Source organism: Viridibacillus sp. FSL R5-0888 (assembly GCF_038009105.1).
GTDB classification, from domain to species: domain Bacteria; phylum Bacillota; class Bacilli; order Bacillales_A; family Planococcaceae; genus Viridibacillus; species Viridibacillus arenosi.
Genome location: NZ_JBBPAU010000001.1, coordinates 1,063,196 through 1,079,925, shown reverse-complemented (window position 1 = coordinate 1,079,925; position 16,730 = coordinate 1,063,196). Strand labels below are relative to the sequence as shown.

General features: G+C 38.5%; 20 protein-coding genes, 1 tRNA gene and 1 riboswitch. Of the genes, 1 reads left to right on the top strand and 20 read right to left on the bottom strand.

Annotated features, from left to right (window positions below):
* Positions 1-83: 83 nt before the first annotated feature.
* From MKY02_RS05325 to MKY02_RS05265, 13 genes are all read right to left on the bottom strand, one after another.
* Positions 84-320 (bottom strand): hypothetical protein, encoded by a 237-nt coding sequence (locus MKY02_RS05325; protein ID WP_143690991.1) that lies wholly within the window; start codon positions 318-320, stop codon positions 84-86.
* 115 nt (positions 321-435) lie between these two features.
* Positions 436-705, bottom strand: coding sequence for a hypothetical protein (locus MKY02_RS05320; RefSeq protein WP_038187594.1), 270 nt, complete (start codon positions 703-705; stop codon positions 436-438).
* 320 nt (positions 706-1,025) lie between these two features.
* Positions 1,026-1,099, bottom strand: a tRNA-Arg gene (locus tag MKY02_RS05315).
* A 71-nt stretch (positions 1,100-1,170) separates the two neighbouring features.
* The gene (locus MKY02_RS05310; protein ID WP_038187597.1) at positions 1,171-1,680 is read right to left on the bottom strand and encodes a metallophosphoesterase; all 510 of its coding nucleotides are present in this window, start codon (positions 1,678-1,680) and stop codon (positions 1,171-1,173) included.
* A 6-nt stretch (positions 1,681-1,686) separates the two neighbouring features.
* Positions 1,687-2,289, bottom strand: coding sequence for an XTP/dITP diphosphatase (locus MKY02_RS05305; protein WP_038187600.1), 603 nt, complete (start codon positions 2,287-2,289; stop codon positions 1,687-1,689).
* Positions 2,286-3,047, bottom strand: coding sequence for a ribonuclease PH (gene rph / locus MKY02_RS05300; protein WP_038187601.1), 762 nt, complete (start codon positions 3,045-3,047; stop codon positions 2,286-2,288). Before rph ends, MKY02_RS05305 begins: the two co-directional genes overlap by 4 nt.
* A gap of 89 nt (positions 3,048-3,136) precedes the next feature.
* On the bottom strand, positions 3,137-3,937 hold the full coding sequence (gene racE / locus MKY02_RS05295) for a glutamate racemase (RefSeq protein ID WP_038187605.1): 801 nt from the start codon (positions 3,935-3,937) through the stop codon (positions 3,137-3,139).
* Between the two features lie 10 nt (positions 3,938-3,947).
* Positions 3,948-4,406, bottom strand: a complete 459-nt coding sequence (locus MKY02_RS05290; protein ID WP_076034324.1) for a MarR family winged helix-turn-helix transcriptional regulator — start codon at positions 4,404-4,406, stop codon at positions 3,948-3,950.
* A gap of 75 nt (positions 4,407-4,481) precedes the next feature.
* Entirely contained in the window at positions 4,482-4,703 is a 222-nt protein-coding gene (locus MKY02_RS05285) for a helix-turn-helix domain-containing protein (RefSeq protein WP_038187611.1), read from the bottom strand.
* Positions 4,704-4,778: 75 nt separating this feature from the next.
* The gene (locus tag MKY02_RS05280; RefSeq protein WP_076034323.1) at positions 4,779-5,222 is read right to left on the bottom strand and encodes an acyl-CoA thioesterase; all 444 of its coding nucleotides are present in this window, start codon (positions 5,220-5,222) and stop codon (positions 4,779-4,781) included.
* Between the two features lie 165 nt (positions 5,223-5,387).
* A complete protein-coding gene (gene sdhB / locus MKY02_RS05275) occupies positions 5,388-6,164 on the bottom strand; it encodes a succinate dehydrogenase iron-sulfur subunit (protein WP_038187616.1) in 777 nt (258 codons plus the stop codon).
* 2 nt (positions 6,165-6,166) lie between these two features.
* A complete protein-coding gene (sdhA, locus tag MKY02_RS05270) occupies positions 6,167-7,924 on the bottom strand; it encodes a succinate dehydrogenase flavoprotein subunit (protein ID WP_038187619.1) in 1,758 nt (585 codons plus the stop codon).
* Between the two features lie 62 nt (positions 7,925-7,986).
* On the bottom strand, positions 7,987-8,595 hold the full coding sequence (locus MKY02_RS05265; protein ID WP_038187621.1) for a succinate dehydrogenase cytochrome b558 subunit: 609 nt from the start codon (positions 8,593-8,595) through the stop codon (positions 7,987-7,989).
* A gap of 272 nt (positions 8,596-8,867) precedes the next feature.
* On the opposite strand from MKY02_RS05265, the gene MKY02_RS05260 reads away from it, so the two are divergent.
* Positions 8,868-9,281, top strand: a complete 414-nt coding sequence (locus MKY02_RS05260; protein WP_076034322.1) for a YslB family protein — start codon at positions 8,868-8,870, stop codon at positions 9,279-9,281.
* Positions 9,282-9,341: 60 nt separating this feature from the next.
* Here MKY02_RS05260 and MKY02_RS05255 read toward each other — a convergent pair whose 3' ends face one another.
* From MKY02_RS05255 to MKY02_RS05225, 7 genes are all read right to left on the bottom strand, one after another.
* On the bottom strand, positions 9,342-10,574 hold the full coding sequence (locus tag MKY02_RS05255) for an aspartate kinase (RefSeq protein WP_076034321.1): 1,233 nt from the start codon (positions 10,572-10,574) through the stop codon (positions 9,342-9,344).
* Positions 10,575-10,698: 124 nt separating this feature from the next.
* A riboswitch (Lysine riboswitch) is annotated at positions 10,699-10,880 on the bottom strand.
* 59 nt (positions 10,881-10,939) lie between these two features.
* A complete protein-coding gene (gene uvrC, locus MKY02_RS05250; protein WP_038187631.1) occupies positions 10,940-12,715 on the bottom strand; it encodes an excinuclease ABC subunit UvrC in 1,776 nt (591 codons plus the stop codon).
* Positions 12,716-12,938: 223 nt separating this feature from the next.
* Positions 12,939-13,253, bottom strand: a complete 315-nt coding sequence (gene trxA, locus MKY02_RS05245; RefSeq protein ID WP_038187634.1) for a thioredoxin — start codon at positions 13,251-13,253, stop codon at positions 12,939-12,941.
* A gap of 193 nt (positions 13,254-13,446) precedes the next feature.
* On the bottom strand, positions 13,447-14,424 hold the full coding sequence (locus MKY02_RS05240) for an electron transfer flavoprotein subunit alpha/FixB family protein (protein ID WP_038187636.1): 978 nt from the start codon (positions 14,422-14,424) through the stop codon (positions 13,447-13,449).
* A gap of 32 nt (positions 14,425-14,456) precedes the next feature.
* Complete coding sequence (locus MKY02_RS05235; protein ID WP_038187638.1) at positions 14,457-15,230, bottom strand: electron transfer flavoprotein subunit beta/FixA family protein; 774 nt, start codon at positions 15,228-15,230, stop codon at positions 14,457-14,459.
* A 24-nt stretch (positions 15,231-15,254) separates the two neighbouring features.
* A complete protein-coding gene (locus MKY02_RS05230; protein ID WP_076034319.1) occupies positions 15,255-16,028 on the bottom strand; it encodes an enoyl-CoA hydratase in 774 nt (257 codons plus the stop codon).
* 104 nt (positions 16,029-16,132) lie between these two features.
* A complete protein-coding gene (locus tag MKY02_RS05225) occupies positions 16,133-16,714 on the bottom strand; it encodes a TetR/AcrR family transcriptional regulator (RefSeq protein WP_038187642.1) in 582 nt (193 codons plus the stop codon).
* Positions 16,715-16,730: the final 16 nt, after the last annotated feature.

Genomic DNA, 16,730 nt, shown 5'->3' with positions numbered 1-16,730 from the left:
ATTCATATTTTTTAGACTCCATAAATCATCCTTTTCTAAAAAATAAAACTCATACGAAGGAAACCTTAGTATGAGTTTTACTCTTATTTTTGTTTTTGCATACGTTCGTATGTTCCTTGAGCAATCTCAAGATACGATTGTAAGCCCATCTTATCAAGCGTTTTCTTATAGTCATCCCACTTGCCAAAGTCTTGTTTCCCTGTAATGAAAGCAGCAGTCATTTCATCAACATATGTTTGAACATCTGTCATAATTGCACTTACCTTGTCGTTTTCGTCCAGTGTATAGTTGAGCCCTGGAATAATGTCTTCATCTTTCATAAAATTTCGGATGAGGGAAGAAGTTAGAAAAAGAGGCGAAGGATTACTGTATTACTGGTAATCCCTCACCTCTTTCTTAATCATTTATAGGTAGTAAATATGAACATACAGCCGATCATTTTTGACCATTAACTATATTAAGGCACCAAGAGAAATTATCCCAAGCAGAATACCAACCGTTGAAAAGTTCGGACGAATCATCCCAACGGACATCGAATTTCTTCTGCCCGTCTACATCTACTAAATACAAAGAGAGGGTCTCATCAACCTTAGAGACAGCTAACTTCATACCGTTTTGAAGTTCTTCTTCACTAAATGGAACGTCTGAAACCGGACGTAGCTGCGCCTGTTCAAATACTTGTTTGTTACTGATTATGTAATTCATAATAAACCTCCAATAAAACTTTCAATTAATTTTAAGTTCCTACTTTATCTGCAAATTATAGGACTATAAAAGTATACCCTATATTCAGCAATGAAAATAATAAAAAATGAGCTTGGCTCTTTTCAATTGAATCTAACCTTAAGACGTGTCTAACGACTTTATATAAACTTCTAACCTATTCAAATCGAAAGATAATCTAGTTCATATACATAAAATATTGTGGGAACAAAAAAGGGATTCAGATTCAATGACCGAAGCCCTGACCTGATCCCTAATGTTTATATACACTGTTATACGAACGTACAGAGTGTATATTATTACGTCCCAGGAGGGATTCGAACCCCCGACCGACGCCTTAGAAGGGCGCTGCTCTATCCAGCTGAGCTACTGAGACAAATGTGCAATCCCGCGTTCCAACGGGAAAGACAATACTTAGTATATATCAGATATTTGAAAGTGTCAACATTATTTTTTTAATATAGAAAAATTCTCTTGTGTAATGATTTCATTTGATTCTGTTTTGAATGTGACTTGCCACTGTGTACCGTCAAAATCGATGATTGCATAGCTCTTTTCTTTACGCCCTCTAGGCATGCGAAGGCTTCCTGGGTTAACAAACAACTTATCGTCTATTAACTCTGCTCCTAGCACGTGTGAGTGGCCAAATAACACGAGGTTAGCGCCTACTTCTGCCGCACGATATGAAAGTGGTAATAGAGTCAGTTTGACGTTGTATAAATGGCCGTGTGTCATATATATTTTTTGCCCATCTATTTCTTCAATAACGTCTTCAGGAAATTGTTTATCGTAATCGCAATTCCCTCTTACTTTGTACATATTACGTAATTCATCAGCATTAAAAGATAGTTCGCTATCGCCGCAATGGAACACGGCATCGATATCCTGAACATTCGAAACGACTTGTTCTATAACGGCAGCGTCACTGTGGGTGTCACTCATTACTAGAATTCTCATCATTTATCACTCCACTTCTGATACCCAAGTTGGCAATTGATCCGCTAATAGGCGAATGGCATTACCTCGGTGGGAAATGGCTCCTTTTTCAGCAGGTGTTAGCTCTGCCATAGCTTTGTTAAGTTGTGGAGCAAAGAAGATTGGGTCATAACCGAAACCATTTGTACCGCGTTTTTCTGTTAAAATCAAGCCTTCACAAGTACCAAAAACAGTTGTTGTTTCTTGATTTGGTCCTGCAATAGCTAGTGCACAACAAAAACGTGCTGTACGATCTTCTTCTTTTACGCCTTCAAGGTTTTTCAATGCTTTTTGCATATTTGCCTCATCATCATGATCGCCTGCATAACGCGCTGAGTAAACACCTGGTTCACCGTTTAATGCATCAATTTGGAGGCCACTATCATCAGCAATGACAATTTTGCCAAGCAAGTTAGCTACTGTTTCTGCTTTTAGTATGGCATTCTCTTCGAAAGTCGTTCCTGTTTCTTCGATTTCTAAATCAGGTGCTACATCAAATAATGTTACGACTTCAAAGCCTAAAGGACCGAAAATTGCTTCAAAATCCTTCGCTTTTCCTTTATTTTTCGTTGCGATTACGACTTGTTTCATTTTACCGCCTCCATATTACGTTCAATGCGTAGTGCTACTTCACCTAACACTTCTTTTTGAGCATTGATTAATTGTTGGACACCTAATTCGCCTAATTCTAAAAGCTCATTTAATTGTTCACGAGAGAATGTAGATTCTTCACCAGTACCTTGTAGCTCAACAAATTGTCCTTTACCTGTTTGAACAATATTCATATCCACCTCTGCCGCCGAGTCTTCAAGATAGTTTAAATCTAAAATAGCGCCCTCTTCAGCTGCGATACCTACACTTGTTGCTGCTAGGAAGTCTTTTAATGGGTAGTGTGTGATTTTGCCAGCGTCTTGTAATTTCGCCACCGCATCTGCCATTGCTACAAATGCACCTGTAATAGAAGCTGTACGCGTGCCTCCATCTGCTTGAATGACATCACAGTCGATCCAAATTGTTCTTTCTCCAAGTTTTTCTAAATCCACAACTGCGCGTAAAGCTCGTCCAATTAAACGTTGGATTTCCATTGTACGACCGCCGATTTTACCTGCTGATGCTTCGCGGCGTGTTCGTGATTCAGTTGCTCTTGGTAACATTGAATACTCTGCTGTTACCCAACCTTTTCCTTCTCCTCGCATAAATGGTGGTACTTTTTCTTCAATCGTTGCATTACAAATGACTTTCGTATTCCCTACTGTTATTAAAACAGAGCCTTCCGGGTGCATTAGATAGTCCTTGTCCATTTGAATCGGTCTTAGCTCGTCTTTTTTACGTCCATCATTTCTTGTCATGATGTACCTCCAATTATGTTGTTTTTATTCATAGTAAAACCCCGAAATGTCCATCATTTCGGGCTTTTACTATACTATTATTTACGCTATTACTTTGTTAAAGTAATTCTTTTCACTTGTATCTTCTGAAGTGGTAACCATTTGCTCGCAATTAATCGGAACATTGGCACCGAGCCCGTCGTAAAGAAACGGTGCTCTGGTGCTAATTGTTCCATTCTTGCGATATGATGATAACTCAGTAGATCTTGGACGTCCTTGGCTGTTTCTTCTGCTGAAGACACAACATGAACGTGTTCACCTACTGTCTGTTCAATATTCCGCTGAATAAGTGGATAATGTGTACAGCCTAAAATAACCGTATCAAAACTTGTTTGATGTAATGGTTGTAAACTTTCTTTAACTAACTGGTCTGCAAATTCCCCTTCGTACTCGCCACTCTCCACTAAAGGAACAAATGACGGGCAAGCTAGTGATGTTACTCTACTAGATGAAGAAAGTGAATAGAGCGCCTCATCATATGCACCACTCTTCACTGTACCCTCTGTTCCAAGGACTACAATGTCATGGCTTTTCGTCGCTTTAATCGCTGCTCTAGCACCTGCGTTAATAACACCGATAACTGGGAACGGACATTTCTTTTGCAAACTTTCTAAAGCAACTGCAGTTGCAGTGTTGCAAGCAATGACAAGCATTTTGATATTCATTTTCGACAATGCGTCCGCCATTTGCCATGTAAAGGTTCTCACTTGTTCTTGTGAACGTGGTCCATACGGACATCTTGCAGTATCACCAATATAATATATGGATTCGTTCGGTAGTAATCGTAGCATTTCTTTTACAACGGTTAGTCCACCAACACCTGAATCAATCACTCCGATGGGAGCATTCACGTTAACCGCCTCAATCCTGGTTCATTTCGTTATATAGTTTGTGTAGTAGTCTTGATAATTCTAGTACTTCTGTTTCGCTAAAATCTGTTACGATATCGTTTAAATATTTTTGTCGTTTTACAATCACTTCTTCAATTATACGTTCGCCTTCTTCTAATAGATGGATTCGAACAACTCGACGATCCTCATTGTCACGTATACGTTTAACAAGCGCATTTTTTTCCATGCGATCGACTAAATCAGTCGTTGTGCTAAACGCTAAATACATTTTATTTGATAAATCTCCAATTGTCATGTCACCAATCTCATGAAGCCATTGTAACGCAATGAATTGCGGAGGTGTAATTGTATAATTACTTAATATTTCTCGACCCTTCTGCTTAATTAATGCCGAAATATGTCGAAGTTCTTTTTCCAAAAATGCTACTTGTTCAGCATCATGTGTGGACTTTTGATCTTGATTTGTCATGTGAACCTTCACTCCTCAAAAGGATTACTTATCCCTTTATTGTGAAGTGTTTTGACGAAAATGGCAAGAGCACAATCATCCTAAAGACAATTCTCCTAGACGAAGAAGCTCTATCATCGCTTGTGCACGGCCTGACACACCGAGTTTCTGGATAGTATTGGAAATATGATTGCGCACAGTTTTTTCACTTATGTGAAGTTGTGTGGCTATTTCCTTTGTCGAAAAGTCTTTTACAAGTAATTGAAAAATTTCACGTTCACGCTTTGTTAACAATGAACGATGATGTGAATGACTCATCACACGCGGCCCTCCAATCCCCTCTTCCATGTAGGTTATGTCGGAAGTAGCAAAGCGGTGACGGCTATTCAAATTTTATGCTTGAACACTTTGTAATTGTGATTCATTCCATCTTATAGACTTCCCTGTTTGACGGTTCATTTGCACAATTGTTCCGCGTCCTGTAAAACACATCTCTTCCTTATTATTGATCGCTAAATAATGTAGATCTAATGATGAGTTGCCGATATTCTCTATTTTCACAAAAATATTCAACTGCTCCTCGAAGTACACTTGCTTCACATAATCACATTGAATATCTGCCACAACTGGAATAGCTTCTTCGTCCCCTTGCATCCATTTCTCCATAAAACCAAGATGCTTCAAAAATTCGATTCGTGCATATTCAAAATATGTGATTGGTACAGTATTATTCATATGCCCAAACATATCAGTCTCTGAAAACCTCACTTGCACAGGTACTGAAAATGAAAACCCTTTTTTCCATTCTTCCATATTACTAATGTATGACGATTGCATGGTATTTCCCCCTCTGAAAAAATGAACAGTTATTCATTTAATTATAACAGAAAATTCCAAAGATTAACACGGTCAAATCTTCTGTATATGACGCAAAAAAACAGCTCCACACATAAGTGTGAAGCTGCTTTAAAAGTTTCTAATCTGTTACTTTTCAATAATAGATTAGTCAACCATATGGTCAGAACCAAAGAAGTTTTTGAACATTTGTACTGTAGTAGCACGGTTCAAAGATGCGATAGAAGTAGTCAAAGGAATACCTTTTGGACATGCAACTACACAGTTTTGAGAGTTACCACAGTTAGCAAGACCGCCTTCGCCCATGATTGCAGCTAGACGTTCGTCTTTGTTCATTGCACCTGTTGGGTGAGCATTAAATAAACGTACTTGTGAAAGTGGAGCTGGTCCCATGAAATCAGAATGAGTATTCACGTTAGGACATGCTTCAAGACAAACACCACAAGTCATACATTTAGATAATTCATAAGCCCATTCACGTTTGCGTTCTGGCATACGTGGGCCTTCACCAAGATCATAAGAACCATCAATTGGAACCCATGCTTTCACTTTTTTAAGTGAATCGAACATGCGGCTACGGTCTATTTGTAGGTCACGAACGACAGGGAAAGTGCTCATTGGTTGTAATTTAATAGGTTGTTCTAGTTGGTCAACTAACGCTGAACATGATTGACGAGGACGACCGTTTATAACCATTGAACATGCTCCACAAACTTCTTCAAGGCAGTTCATGTCCCATGAAACTGGAGATGTATTTTTACCATCTGCAGTTACTGGATTACGTTGAATTTCCATTAATATAGAAATTACGTTCATACCATGACGGTAAGGTACGTTGAATTTTTCCCAATATGGTTGTGAATCCGTTGTATCTTGACGTTCAATTTCTACAGTAATATATTTCGTTTCAACTGCTTGTCCCATGATTATTTATCCCCTTTCTTTGCAGAATAGTCACGTTTACGTGGTGGAATTAACGAAACATCAACTTCTTCGTAGCTTAGTTTAGGCTCAGTAGAAGGAGTGAATTCCGCGATAGTCGTTTTCAAGAAGTTTTCATCATCACGTTCTGGGAAGTCTGGTTTATAGTGTGCTCCACGACTTTCATCACGATTTAACGCACCTAAAGTAATAACACGAGCAAGAGCCATCATGTTTTTCAACTGACGAGTGAATTGTACACCTTGGTTACTCCATTTAGCAGTATCGTTAATGTTGATGTTGTTATAACGTTCTTGTAATTCCATGATTTTATTATCTGTTGCTCTTAATTTATCGTTGAAACGTACAACAGTAGCATTAGCTGTCATCCATTCACCAAGTTCTTTGTGAAGTAGGTATGCATTTTCGTTACCGTCTAATTTCAATGTATCATCCCATTTTTGCTGTTCTTCAGCAACTGCGGAATCGTAAATTGAAGAAGGAAGATCTTCTACATGTTTTTCTAGACCTTTAATGTAGTTAACAGCGTTTGGTCCTGCAATACTACCACCATAGATAGCTGATAGTAATGAGTTAGCTCCTAGACGGTTACCACCGTGTTGAGAGTAATCACATTCACCTGCAGCAAATACGCCTGGAATTGTTGTATGTTGATCGTAATCTACCCATAGACCACCCATAGAATAGTGAACTGCTGGGAAAATCTTCATAGGTACTTTATGTGGATCGTCACCTACGAATTTTTGGTAGATTTCAATGATACCACCAAGCTTAATGTCAAGTTCATGTGGATCTTTATGAGAAAGATCTAGATAAACAACGTTTTCACCGTTTACACCAAGTTTTTGGTTAATACAAACGTCAAAGATTTCACGTGTTGCAATATCACGTGGCACTAAGTTACCGTATGCAGGGTATTTTTCTTCTAAGAAGTACCAAGGTTTACCGTCTTTGTAAGTCCAAATACGACCACCTTCACCACGAGCAGATTCTGACATTAGACGAAGTTTATCGTCACCAGGAATTGCTGTAGGGTGAATTTGGATGAACTCCCCGTTCGCGTATTTAGCACCTTGTTGGTAAACAATAGATGCTGCTGAACCAGTGTTAATCATTGAGTTTGTTGATTTACCGAAGATAATACCAGGACCACCACTTGCCATGATCACTGCGTCAGAACGGAATGCTTTGATTTCGTGAGTTGTAAGGTTTTGTGCTTTAATCCCTTTACAAACGCCTTCGTCATCAAGAACTAGTCCTAAGAATTCCCAACCTTCGTATTTTGTAACTAAGCCTTCTACTTCCCATTTACGAACTTGTTCGTCTAGAGCGTATAGAAGTTGTTGTCCTGTTGTCGCACCAGCAAATGCTGTACGGTGCATTAAAGTACCACCGAAACGACGGAAATCTAATAAACCTTCTGGTGTACGGTTGAACATAACACCCATACGGTCAAATAAATGGATGATTCCTGGTGCAGCATCAGCCATTGCTTTTACTGGTGGTTGGTTCGCTAAGAAGTCCCCGCCGTAAACTGTATCATCAAAGTGGACCCATGGAGAATCCCCTTCACCTTTTGTATTAACAGCACCGTTGATTCCGCCCTGTGCACATACAGAGTGTGAGCGTTTTACTGGTACTAATGAGAATAATTCAACTTCTGTGCCCATTTCGGCTGCTTTCATAGTAGCCATTAAACCAGCAAGACCGCCGCCAACGACTATCAATTTGCTTTTAGCCATGATATTTCTCACTCCTCTTTCAATTAGTAATCAAGCGCTTTCATGAGTTTAAGTGCACTGCCTTATACGAATGCAAGTAAAGCCGATACGCCGACTACAGATAACACTAAGAAAATTAAAACAGTAACATATGTTGCGATTTTTTGTGATTTTGGAGATTGAGTAATTCCCCAGCTTACTAGGAATGCCCAAACACCGTTTGCTAAGTGGAAAGTTGCTGAAATAATACCAGCGATATAGAATGCTACCATCCAAGGATTAGATAGTACATCTGCCATCATGTCGTAATCAACTTCAGTTCCAAGTGCTTTTTGGATACGAGTTTGGAAAATATGCCAAGCGATAAATACAACTAGGAATACTCCTGTGAAACGTTGTAATACGAACATCCAGTTACGGAAAGTGCTAAAACGTTTAGTGTTTGGTTGTGCAGTGAAGGCTATGTACACACCATAAAAAGCATGGAACATTAATGGAATGTAAATTACAATCCATTCTAGAGCCCATAAGAATGGGAGACTCCCCATAAATTCACTTGCTGTGTTAAATGATTCTGCACCTTTTGTTGCTGTAAAGTTAATAAACAAGTGTTGCGTCAAGAACAGTCCAACTGGAATAATTCCAAGAAGTGAATGTAGTCGACGCCAATAAAACTCTCGATCTTTCGACAAAACTGTTACCCCCCTTAATACTGAAAATAGACAGACGAACAACTACCAACGCTTTCCAACGTGGTATCCATTGACTGCATATTTCATCATGGTACAATATTATGACAAGTTCATTGTACTCTCATCATGGCAGAGCGTCAAGGTAACTAGCACTATTTCTAGGTACCATTAAATCACGTTTTTTTCTCGTAAATACATAAATATTCTACCAGAAAACGCTATTCTCTAACTCTGACAAAAATTAGACAAAATTAAATGAAAGAAGGCAAATCATGTCATCTACAAACACTCAACACTTCCCATTATTTGGTTACGAACTAATCAGAGATCACGTTCTCTCGTCTGTTCTCGGAAAAAACGAAGAAGATATCCTATATTGGTGCGGTAAAGAGTTAGCCCGCAAGTTTCCTTTATACAGTATGGAAGAAGCTGTTTCATTTTTCCAAGAAGCAGGATGGGGAGAGCTTTCTATAGAAAAACAATCTAAAGATGAAACGTTTTATACTCTCACTGGAGATCCTGAGGCTATGCAATTTGAAAAACGCTGCTTCCGTCTTGAAAGTGGCTTCCTAGCAGCTCAACAAGAGAAAATCAGTGGTTTCTTAACAGAATGCTACGACGAAAAGAAAGCAAAGCGTGGGCTTGTACGATTCCATGTCAAATGGGATTTAAAAGACCAACTATAGAAAGAAGCTGACTAAATATCTGTTCAAGATGGCTAGTCAGCTTCTTTTTATTTTATTTAATTAAACTTGAATTGCTAGACTAGCTGCCAATTCAAATTCATCATGTAATGCGTTTGCAGTTAGCAACATCGACTCTTGTGGAATGACAACAGAAATTTTAATTTCAGAAGTACTTACCATTTTTAATGTAATGTTTTCTTTATGTAAGCGATCGAACATTTTTGCGGCTACGCCAGGATTAGATACCATACCAGAACCTACAATCGATACTTTAGCTACGTCCTCTTCATAATTCACATGACAATAACCAATTTTAGATTTATTAACTTCTAAGACTCGAGCAGTATCTGCTAAATTTTCTTTTGTAATAGTAAATGATACTGAAGGCTCTACCCCTTCGAGAATAGTTTGAACGATAATATCAACGTTAATATGATTATCAGCTAAAACTGTGAAAATATTGACTAAAGAACCTTTATAATTCCCCTCGTAACCTACCGTTACTCGAACAATATCTGACATAAATGCTACTCCACGTACAACTAAATCTTTTTCCACTTCTACTTCCTCCTTCATAATTGTTCCTTCATCTTCTACATAACTAGAGCGAACTGCTAATGGGATATTGTAGTTTTTTGCAAACTCTACGGCACGTGGATGTAAGACACCTGCCCCTAAATTTGCTAATTCTAACATTTCATCATATGACAGTTCTTGTAGTTTGCGAGCTTTAGGAACATAACGTGGATCTGAAGTGTACACACCATCAACATCTGTATAAATATCACAGCGCTCAGCACCTAATGCTGCAGCTAAAGCAACTGCTGTCGTATCTGATCCTCCGCGACCTAGGGTTGTAATATTGTTATTACTATCGATTCCTTGGAAGCCTGCAACTACTGCAACATGGCCTTTATCCAACGTTCTTCGCACCTTTCCAGACTGAATTTCAACAATGCGAGAATCACTCGGAATTGCCTCCGTTAAAATTCCAGCTTGCCAACCAGTGAAGGACTGCGCTGATAACCCTAAACTTTGTAATGCAATCGATAATAATGAGATAGTCACCTGCTCACCTGTTGTTAAGAGCGTATCCATTTCTCGTTTCGATGGATTTGGCATAATTTCATGTGCCATTTCTACAAGCTTATCCGTCGTTTTGCCCATCGCTGAAACAACAACGACAATATCATAACCCTTTTCTTTCTCTTTCTGAATGCGCTTTGCCACATGCAATACGCGTTCAATCGTTGCAACTGATGTACCACCAAATTTAAAAACTAAACAACTCACCCATAACCTCTCCCTTATTTGTTATGACGACCGTATTCACAATGACATCTTATGAAAAAAGCAGCCTTTCACACGTTTAAGTGTGAAAAGCCGCCTCGTAGCATGCACGTTCAAAAGAACATTCATGTGAGATAGCCCTCCAGAACCGAAACGGATCTGACAATTCTACACTTGTTAAATGCAGAACCAGTAATAAATTGGAAATAGTCAATTTATCACTTCGGCGGCCTCCCCTTTCGTCAGCAGTCATAGGATCTACTCATCCTCTTGCTGATTACTCTTGAAATCCGCGCCTCTATCATCACTAAATAGTGATTATTTATAATAGTAATGTTACCTTAACACAATTTTCAGATTACTACAATTTATTTTTCAGAAAAATAAGTAAATATGGTTTGAGCTAGTTTTTTTGGTACATTCGCAGCTACTAATTCTTCATAGGATGCCTCACGAATTTTTTTAACAGATCCAAATTGTTTGAGAAGCTGTTGCTTTCTTTTTGGTCCAATTCCTTCAATTTCATCGAGAACAGATGTAATGGCATTCTTTTCATGTAATTGGCGATGGAAGGTAATAGCAAAACGGTGAACTTCATCTTGAATTCTTTGTAAAAGATAAAACGCTTCACTCGTTCTCTTCAACGGAATAATTTCTGGCGGCGAGCCATACAGCAATTGAGAAGTTTGGTGTTTATCATCTTTTGCCAAACCTGCAATAGGAATATCTAAACCAAGCTCATCTTCTAAGATTTCTCTTGCTACTTCCATTTGTCCTTTCCCACCATCAATAACGATTAAATCGGGTAAAGGTAAGCCATCTCTTAATACACGAGTATATCTTCGGCGAATGACTTCTCGCATTGCACCGTAATCGTCGTGCTTTGCTGCAACTTGAATTTTATATTTTCGATAATCCTTTTTGCTAGGCTTACCGTCAATAAAAACTACCATCGCTGAGACGGCGTCCGCTCCAAAAATATGGGAATTATCAAATGATTCTATGCGAAGCGGTATCGCAATATTCATCGCATTTCCCAATTCTTCGCAGGCACCTATTGTTCTTTTTTCTTGACGCTCAAGTAACTGGAACTTCTCAGAGATAGCAATTTGAGCATTTTTACTCGCTAAATCAACAAGCTCTTTTTTCTTTCCCCTTTGAGGTATCGTCACTTTTAAATCAAGTACTGTAGCTAGAAGGTCTCCTTCAATATTGGAAGGTATAAAGATTTCCTTTGGCTTGATATGTTCTGCCTGTTCATAAAAGCGCCCCACAAATGTTAAAAATTCTTCCTCAGGATCTCGATAAATAGGGAATAACGAAACATCTCTTTCAATCAACTTTCCTTGTCTTACAAAGAATACTTGGATACACATCCAACCTTTATCAACCGCATAACCAAAAACGTCACGATTCGTTAAATCCGTAAGCGTAATCTTCTGGCGTTCCATGACAGTTTCAATATGTGAAATTTGATCTCGATATTCTTTTGCTCGTTCGAAATCTAATTTTTCAGCTGCATCGAGCATTTTTGCATTTAAATCTTCTTTGACTTCTCCGTACCCACCATTTAGGAAACTCGTAATACCTTGAATGATCTCTTGATATTGCTCTTTCTCAACTTCTTTTACACAAGGAGCTAGACATTGTCCTAAATGATAGTATAAGCAAACTCGATTCGGTAAATTTGTGCATTTCCTTAGTGGATATAAGCGATCAAGTAATTTTTTCGTTTCATTTGCAGCAAAGCTATTCGGATAAGGCCCAAAATATTTACCATTATCCTTTTTTATTTTGCGGACAATAAGCAGTCGCGGGTGCTTCTCATTCGTTATTTTAATATATGGGTACGTCTTGTCATCCTTCAGCATAATGTTGTATTTCGGATCATGAGTTTTAATGAGGTTTAACTCTAAGATAAATGCCTCTATATCCGAAGATGTCACGATGTACTCGAAGTCTTCTATTTCACTAACAAGTCTTTGCGTTTTACCATCGTGGCTGCCTGTGAAATAAGAACGTACGCGATTTTTTAATACTTTAGCTTTGCCGACATAAATAATTGTTCCTTGACGATCCTTCATCAAATAACATCCAGGTTGGTCAGGTAGAATGGCCAATTTTTGTTTTATTAATTCGTTCATCTTATCACCTTCTTAAAAAAGTGCGGGCACCTTGTTCAGTTCCGGCAATCATAGGCGAATTGACCTAAAGGTTATTCTATAACCTCCACGTCAATTGAGCTTTTGACCTCGAGGTCTAGGCGCTGTATTTATATTCTTTACATAATAGTTTTAATCTCTATTAATTCTAAAAAAAACCGGGAACCATTGTAGGAACCCGGTTTAATATTCATTTTTTCAAAGATTAAGCGTGTTTTTGAATGAATTCAGCTAATGCTTCTTTCGGTTGGAAACCAACAGTTTTATCAACTGGCTCTCCGTCTTTGAATAATAATAGAGTTGGAATTGACATAATGCCGAATTTGCTTGCTGTTTCTTGGTTTTGGTCTACATCAACTTTAACAATTTTAGCTGCACCGTTTAATTCAGAATCTAGTTCTTCTAAAACAGGAGCGATCATTTTACAAGGTCCGCACCAAGTTGCCCAAAAATCAACTAGTACTAAACCTTCTGCGATATCATGTGAAAAGCTTGCATCTGTTGCGTGTACGATTGCCATATTAAATATCCTCCTTCAACTTACGTATAACGGTAGTATAGCATGGATGAAAAGCACGAGCGACTGTTATGCTTATAACAGCATTATTTTGCAATAACGATAGTAAAAAACGTCTATCACACGTTAGTATGTATGCTTGGATGAAGAAAACCCTGTAAATAGTATGACCTTTTACAGGGTTTAGAAGCAGCTATTATGCGTTTACTAATAATTTTTTGAACTCTTCAGTAAGCATTGGGATAACTTCAAAAAGATCTCCGACGATACCGTAGTCAGCTACTTTAAAGATATTCGCTTCTGGATCTTTATTGATCGCAACGATTACTTTTGAGTTAGACATACCAGCTAAATGTTGGATTGCACCTGAAATACCAGCAGCGATATAAAGATCAGGCGTAACAACTTTACCAGTTTGACCGATTTGCAATGAATAATCGCAATAATCAGCGTCACATGCTCCACGTGAAGCACCTACAGCGCCACCTAGTACGTTAGCAAGCTCTTTTAATGGAGCAAAACCTTCTTCACTTTTCACGCCACGACCACCGGCTACTACTACTTTCGCTTCTGACAAATCAACGCCTTCTGTTGATTTGCGAACAACTTCTTTAATAATAGTACGTAGATTCGTAATATCTACAGAAATTGATGACACATCACCTGAGCGAGATTCATCTTTTGCTAGAGGTGCAATGTTATTTGGACGGATTGTCACAAACACAAGTCCCTCTTTCACTTGTACTTTTTCAAATGCTTTACCAGAATAGATTGGACGGATGAAAACTACTGAATCATCTTCCCCTTCGATATCTGTAACATCTGATACTAAACCGCTTTGTAATTTACTAGCTAGTTTAGGTGAAAGGTCTTTACCTAGAGCAGTATGACCGAAAACGATTGCTTCTGGTTGCTCTTGCTCAGTAACAGCCATAAATGCTTGGCTAAAGCCATCAGAAGTATACTGTTTTAAATGTGGGTGTTCAACAGTCACTACACGGTCTGCACCGTTTTGAATAAGTTCCTCGGCAAGATTCGCTACAGCGTCTCCGATTAGAACGCCTACAACTTCTCCGCTACCAGACACTTTTTTTGCAGCTGCAATAGCTTCGAATGATACATTTCTTAAGCTTCCTTCGCGTACTTCACCTAATACTAATACTTTTTTAGACATGTTATGTCCCTCCCATACAATTTAAAATCAGCTTAAACGACTTTTGCTTCAGAATGTAATAGACTTACAAGCTCTTTCACTTGTTCTGATAAATCGCCTTCTAATACACGTCCAGCTACTTTTTGAGCTGGTAAGTAAATTTCAACTGTTGTAGTCTTTGCTTGAACATCATCTTCATCAATATCTAAATCATCTAATTCTAGCTCTTCAAGAGGCTTTTTCTTCGCTTTCATAATACCAGGTAATGATGGGTAACGAGGCTCGTTTAAACCTTGTTGCGCTGTCACTAAAAGTGGTAATTGTGCTTCAAGAACTTCTGAATCCCCTTCTACGTCACGAATAATTTTCGCAGTTTTACCATCGATATCAAGTTTAGTAATCGTTGTTACATAGTTAATACCTAGTAATTCCGCAACACGTGGACCTACTTGACCTGAGCCACCATCGATAGCAACGTTACCACCTAAAATTAGATCTGCTTCTTTATCTTTTAAGTATTCAGCTAAAATATATGCTGCTGAGAATTGATCAAGCTCATCTAAATCATCTTCAGTGTTGATTAAGACAGCTTTATCAGCTCCCATTGCTAAAGCTGTACGGAGTTGTTTTTCTGCATCTTCTCCGCCGAGAGTAACAACTGTTACTTCGCCGCCTTGTGCATCACGAACTTGAATAGCTTCTTCGATTGCGTATTCATCGTATGGGTTGATGATGAATTCAGCTCCATCTTCTTGGATTGCCCCACCAGTTACAACAATCTTTTCTTCTGTGTCAAAAGTACGTTTTACTAATACAAAAATGTTCATTCAACAAACCTCCTAATACTATTTTTATTTTCCTGTGAAAGTTGGTTCACGTTTTTCGATGAATGCTTGGATACCTTCTTTGGCATCATCAGACATGAAAACGGTACCAAAAGCTTTTGCCTCAGCTTCAATGCCTTCGTAGAATGAAGTATGTTTAGCATATTGCAGCATATCGATTGCGGCTTTTAAAGCAACCGAACTTTTTTTTGCAATACGTTTCGCTGTTGCAATCGTTTGAGGTAGTAATTCCTCATCAGAAAAGGCAGCGTTTGCTAAGCCCCACTTGACAGCCTCCGTACCGGAAATTGGATCACTAGTAAACATCATTTCTGCCGCTTTTGCTACCCCAACATAGCGAGGCAAACGCTGTGTACCGCCAAAACCAGGAATTAACCCTAATTGTAATTCAGGTAATCCTAATTTCGCATTTTCAGTCACATAGCGGAAATGACAACTCATCGCTAGCTCAAGTCCCCCACCTAAAGCTGCGCCGTGAATTCCAGCAATAACTGGCTTAGAGAATTTCTCTAAACGCTCAAAGACATCTTGTCCATTAGCAGACAATTTTACAAATTCAGCACCCGATGTAACATCTGTAAATTCTTTAATATCTGCTCCTGCTGAGAAGAATCTTCCCTCTCCATGCAATACAATGACTCGAACTGAATCATCGTGCTCTACAGCAGTTAAAAGTTCATTTACTTCTAAAATTAGTCCCCGCGATAAAGCATTAGCGGGTGGGCGCTGAATCGTTGCAATTGCAACTCCATCTTCAACTGTCCAACGTAAAAATTCCATACTCCCATTTCCCCCTTTGCATTTGGCTATGTAAGTAGTTTCCTAGTTGAATCGAAGCAATGGTTTGGCTACTACCAATTCAACCAATTGATTTTTACAATTGCCTATGCCTTTATTCCATTGAGTATTAAATGTTGTACTTTCGGTGCTAGCGCAGTTAAATCATATTTATGATCATTCATGACCCATGATGTTGTTACCTCATCAATCGTTCCAAAAATGAGCTGACGAGCAAGTCGCAGATCCATCTCTGGATTGAATTCTTTCGTCTCCATACCTTCTACTAATATTTCATCAAGTAATATTAAATACTCTCTTAATATCGTATTGATTTTGAGACGAACATCTTTATTAGACTGACGAAGCTCTAATTGTGTAACTGTAGCCAAATGATGATCTCCTGCTAGTACCTGGAAATGTTTCTCAATCATCGCATTTAACTTTTCAGACGATGACTTTCCATCTCTAATTATACACTGTAAATTTTCTACAAACACAGACATTTTTTCCTTAAAAACCGAAATTAATATGTCTTCTTTGTTTTTAAAGTATAAATAGATTGTTCCATCGGCGACGCCTGCCTGTTTAGCAATTTTGGAAACTTGTGCATGGTGATAACCATTTTCCGCAATTACAATAACGGCCGCATCGATAATTTGTCTATACTTCGGTTTATCTTTCTTCAATACGATCACCACCATA

Bases quoted from the DNA above. Each gene is read 5' to 3' on its own strand.
- MKY02_RS05230 (WP_076034319.1), bottom strand. From the start codon at position 16,028: ATGGAATTTTTACGTTGGACAGTTGAAGATGGAGTTGCAATTGCAACG.
- MKY02_RS05310 (WP_038187597.1), bottom strand. From the start codon at position 1,680: ATGAGAATTCTAGTAATGAGTGACACCCACAGTGACGCTGCCGTTATA.
- MKY02_RS05285 (WP_038187611.1), bottom strand. From the start codon at position 4,703: ATGAGTCATTCACATCATCGTTCATTGTTAACAAAGCGTGAACGTGAA.
- uvrC (WP_038187631.1), bottom strand. From the start codon at position 12,715: ATGAACGAATTAATAAAACAAAAATTGGCCATTCTACCTGACCAACCT.
- sdhA (WP_038187619.1), bottom strand. From the start codon at position 7,924: ATGGCTAAAAGCAAATTGATAGTCGTTGGCGGCGGTCTTGCTGGTTTA.
- MKY02_RS05280 (WP_076034323.1), bottom strand. From the start codon at position 5,222: ATGCAATCGTCATACATTAGTAATATGGAAGAATGGAAAAAAGGGTTT.
- MKY02_RS05325 (WP_143690991.1), bottom strand. From the start codon at position 320: ATGAAAGATGAAGACATTATTCCAGGGCTCAACTATACACTGGACGAA.
- MKY02_RS05305 (WP_038187600.1), bottom strand. From the start codon at position 2,289: ATGAAACAAGTCGTAATCGCAACGAAAAATAAAGGAAAAGCGAAGGAT.
- sdhB (WP_038187616.1), bottom strand. From the start codon at position 6,164: ATGGGACAAGCAGTTGAAACGAAATATATTACTGTAGAAATTGAACGT.
- trxA (WP_038187634.1), bottom strand. From the start codon at position 13,253: ATGGCAATCGTACACGCAACAGATGCAAGCTTTTCACATGATATCGCA.
- MKY02_RS05320 (WP_038187594.1), bottom strand. From the start codon at position 705: ATGAATTACATAATCAGTAACAAACAAGTATTTGAACAGGCGCAGCTA.
- MKY02_RS05260 (WP_076034322.1), top strand. From the start codon at position 8,868: ATGTCATCTACAAACACTCAACACTTCCCATTATTTGGTTACGAACTA.
- MKY02_RS05290 (WP_076034324.1), bottom strand. From the start codon at position 4,406: ATGACAAATCAAGATCAAAAGTCCACACATGATGCTGAACAAGTAGCA.
- rph (WP_038187601.1), bottom strand. From the start codon at position 3,047: ATGACAAGAAATGATGGACGTAAAAAAGACGAGCTAAGACCGATTCAA.
- MKY02_RS05235 (WP_038187638.1), bottom strand. From the start codon at position 15,230: ATGAACATTTTTGTATTAGTAAAACGTACTTTTGACACAGAAGAAAAG.
- MKY02_RS05240 (WP_038187636.1), bottom strand. From the start codon at position 14,424: ATGTCTAAAAAAGTATTAGTATTAGGTGAAGTACGCGAAGGAAGCTTA.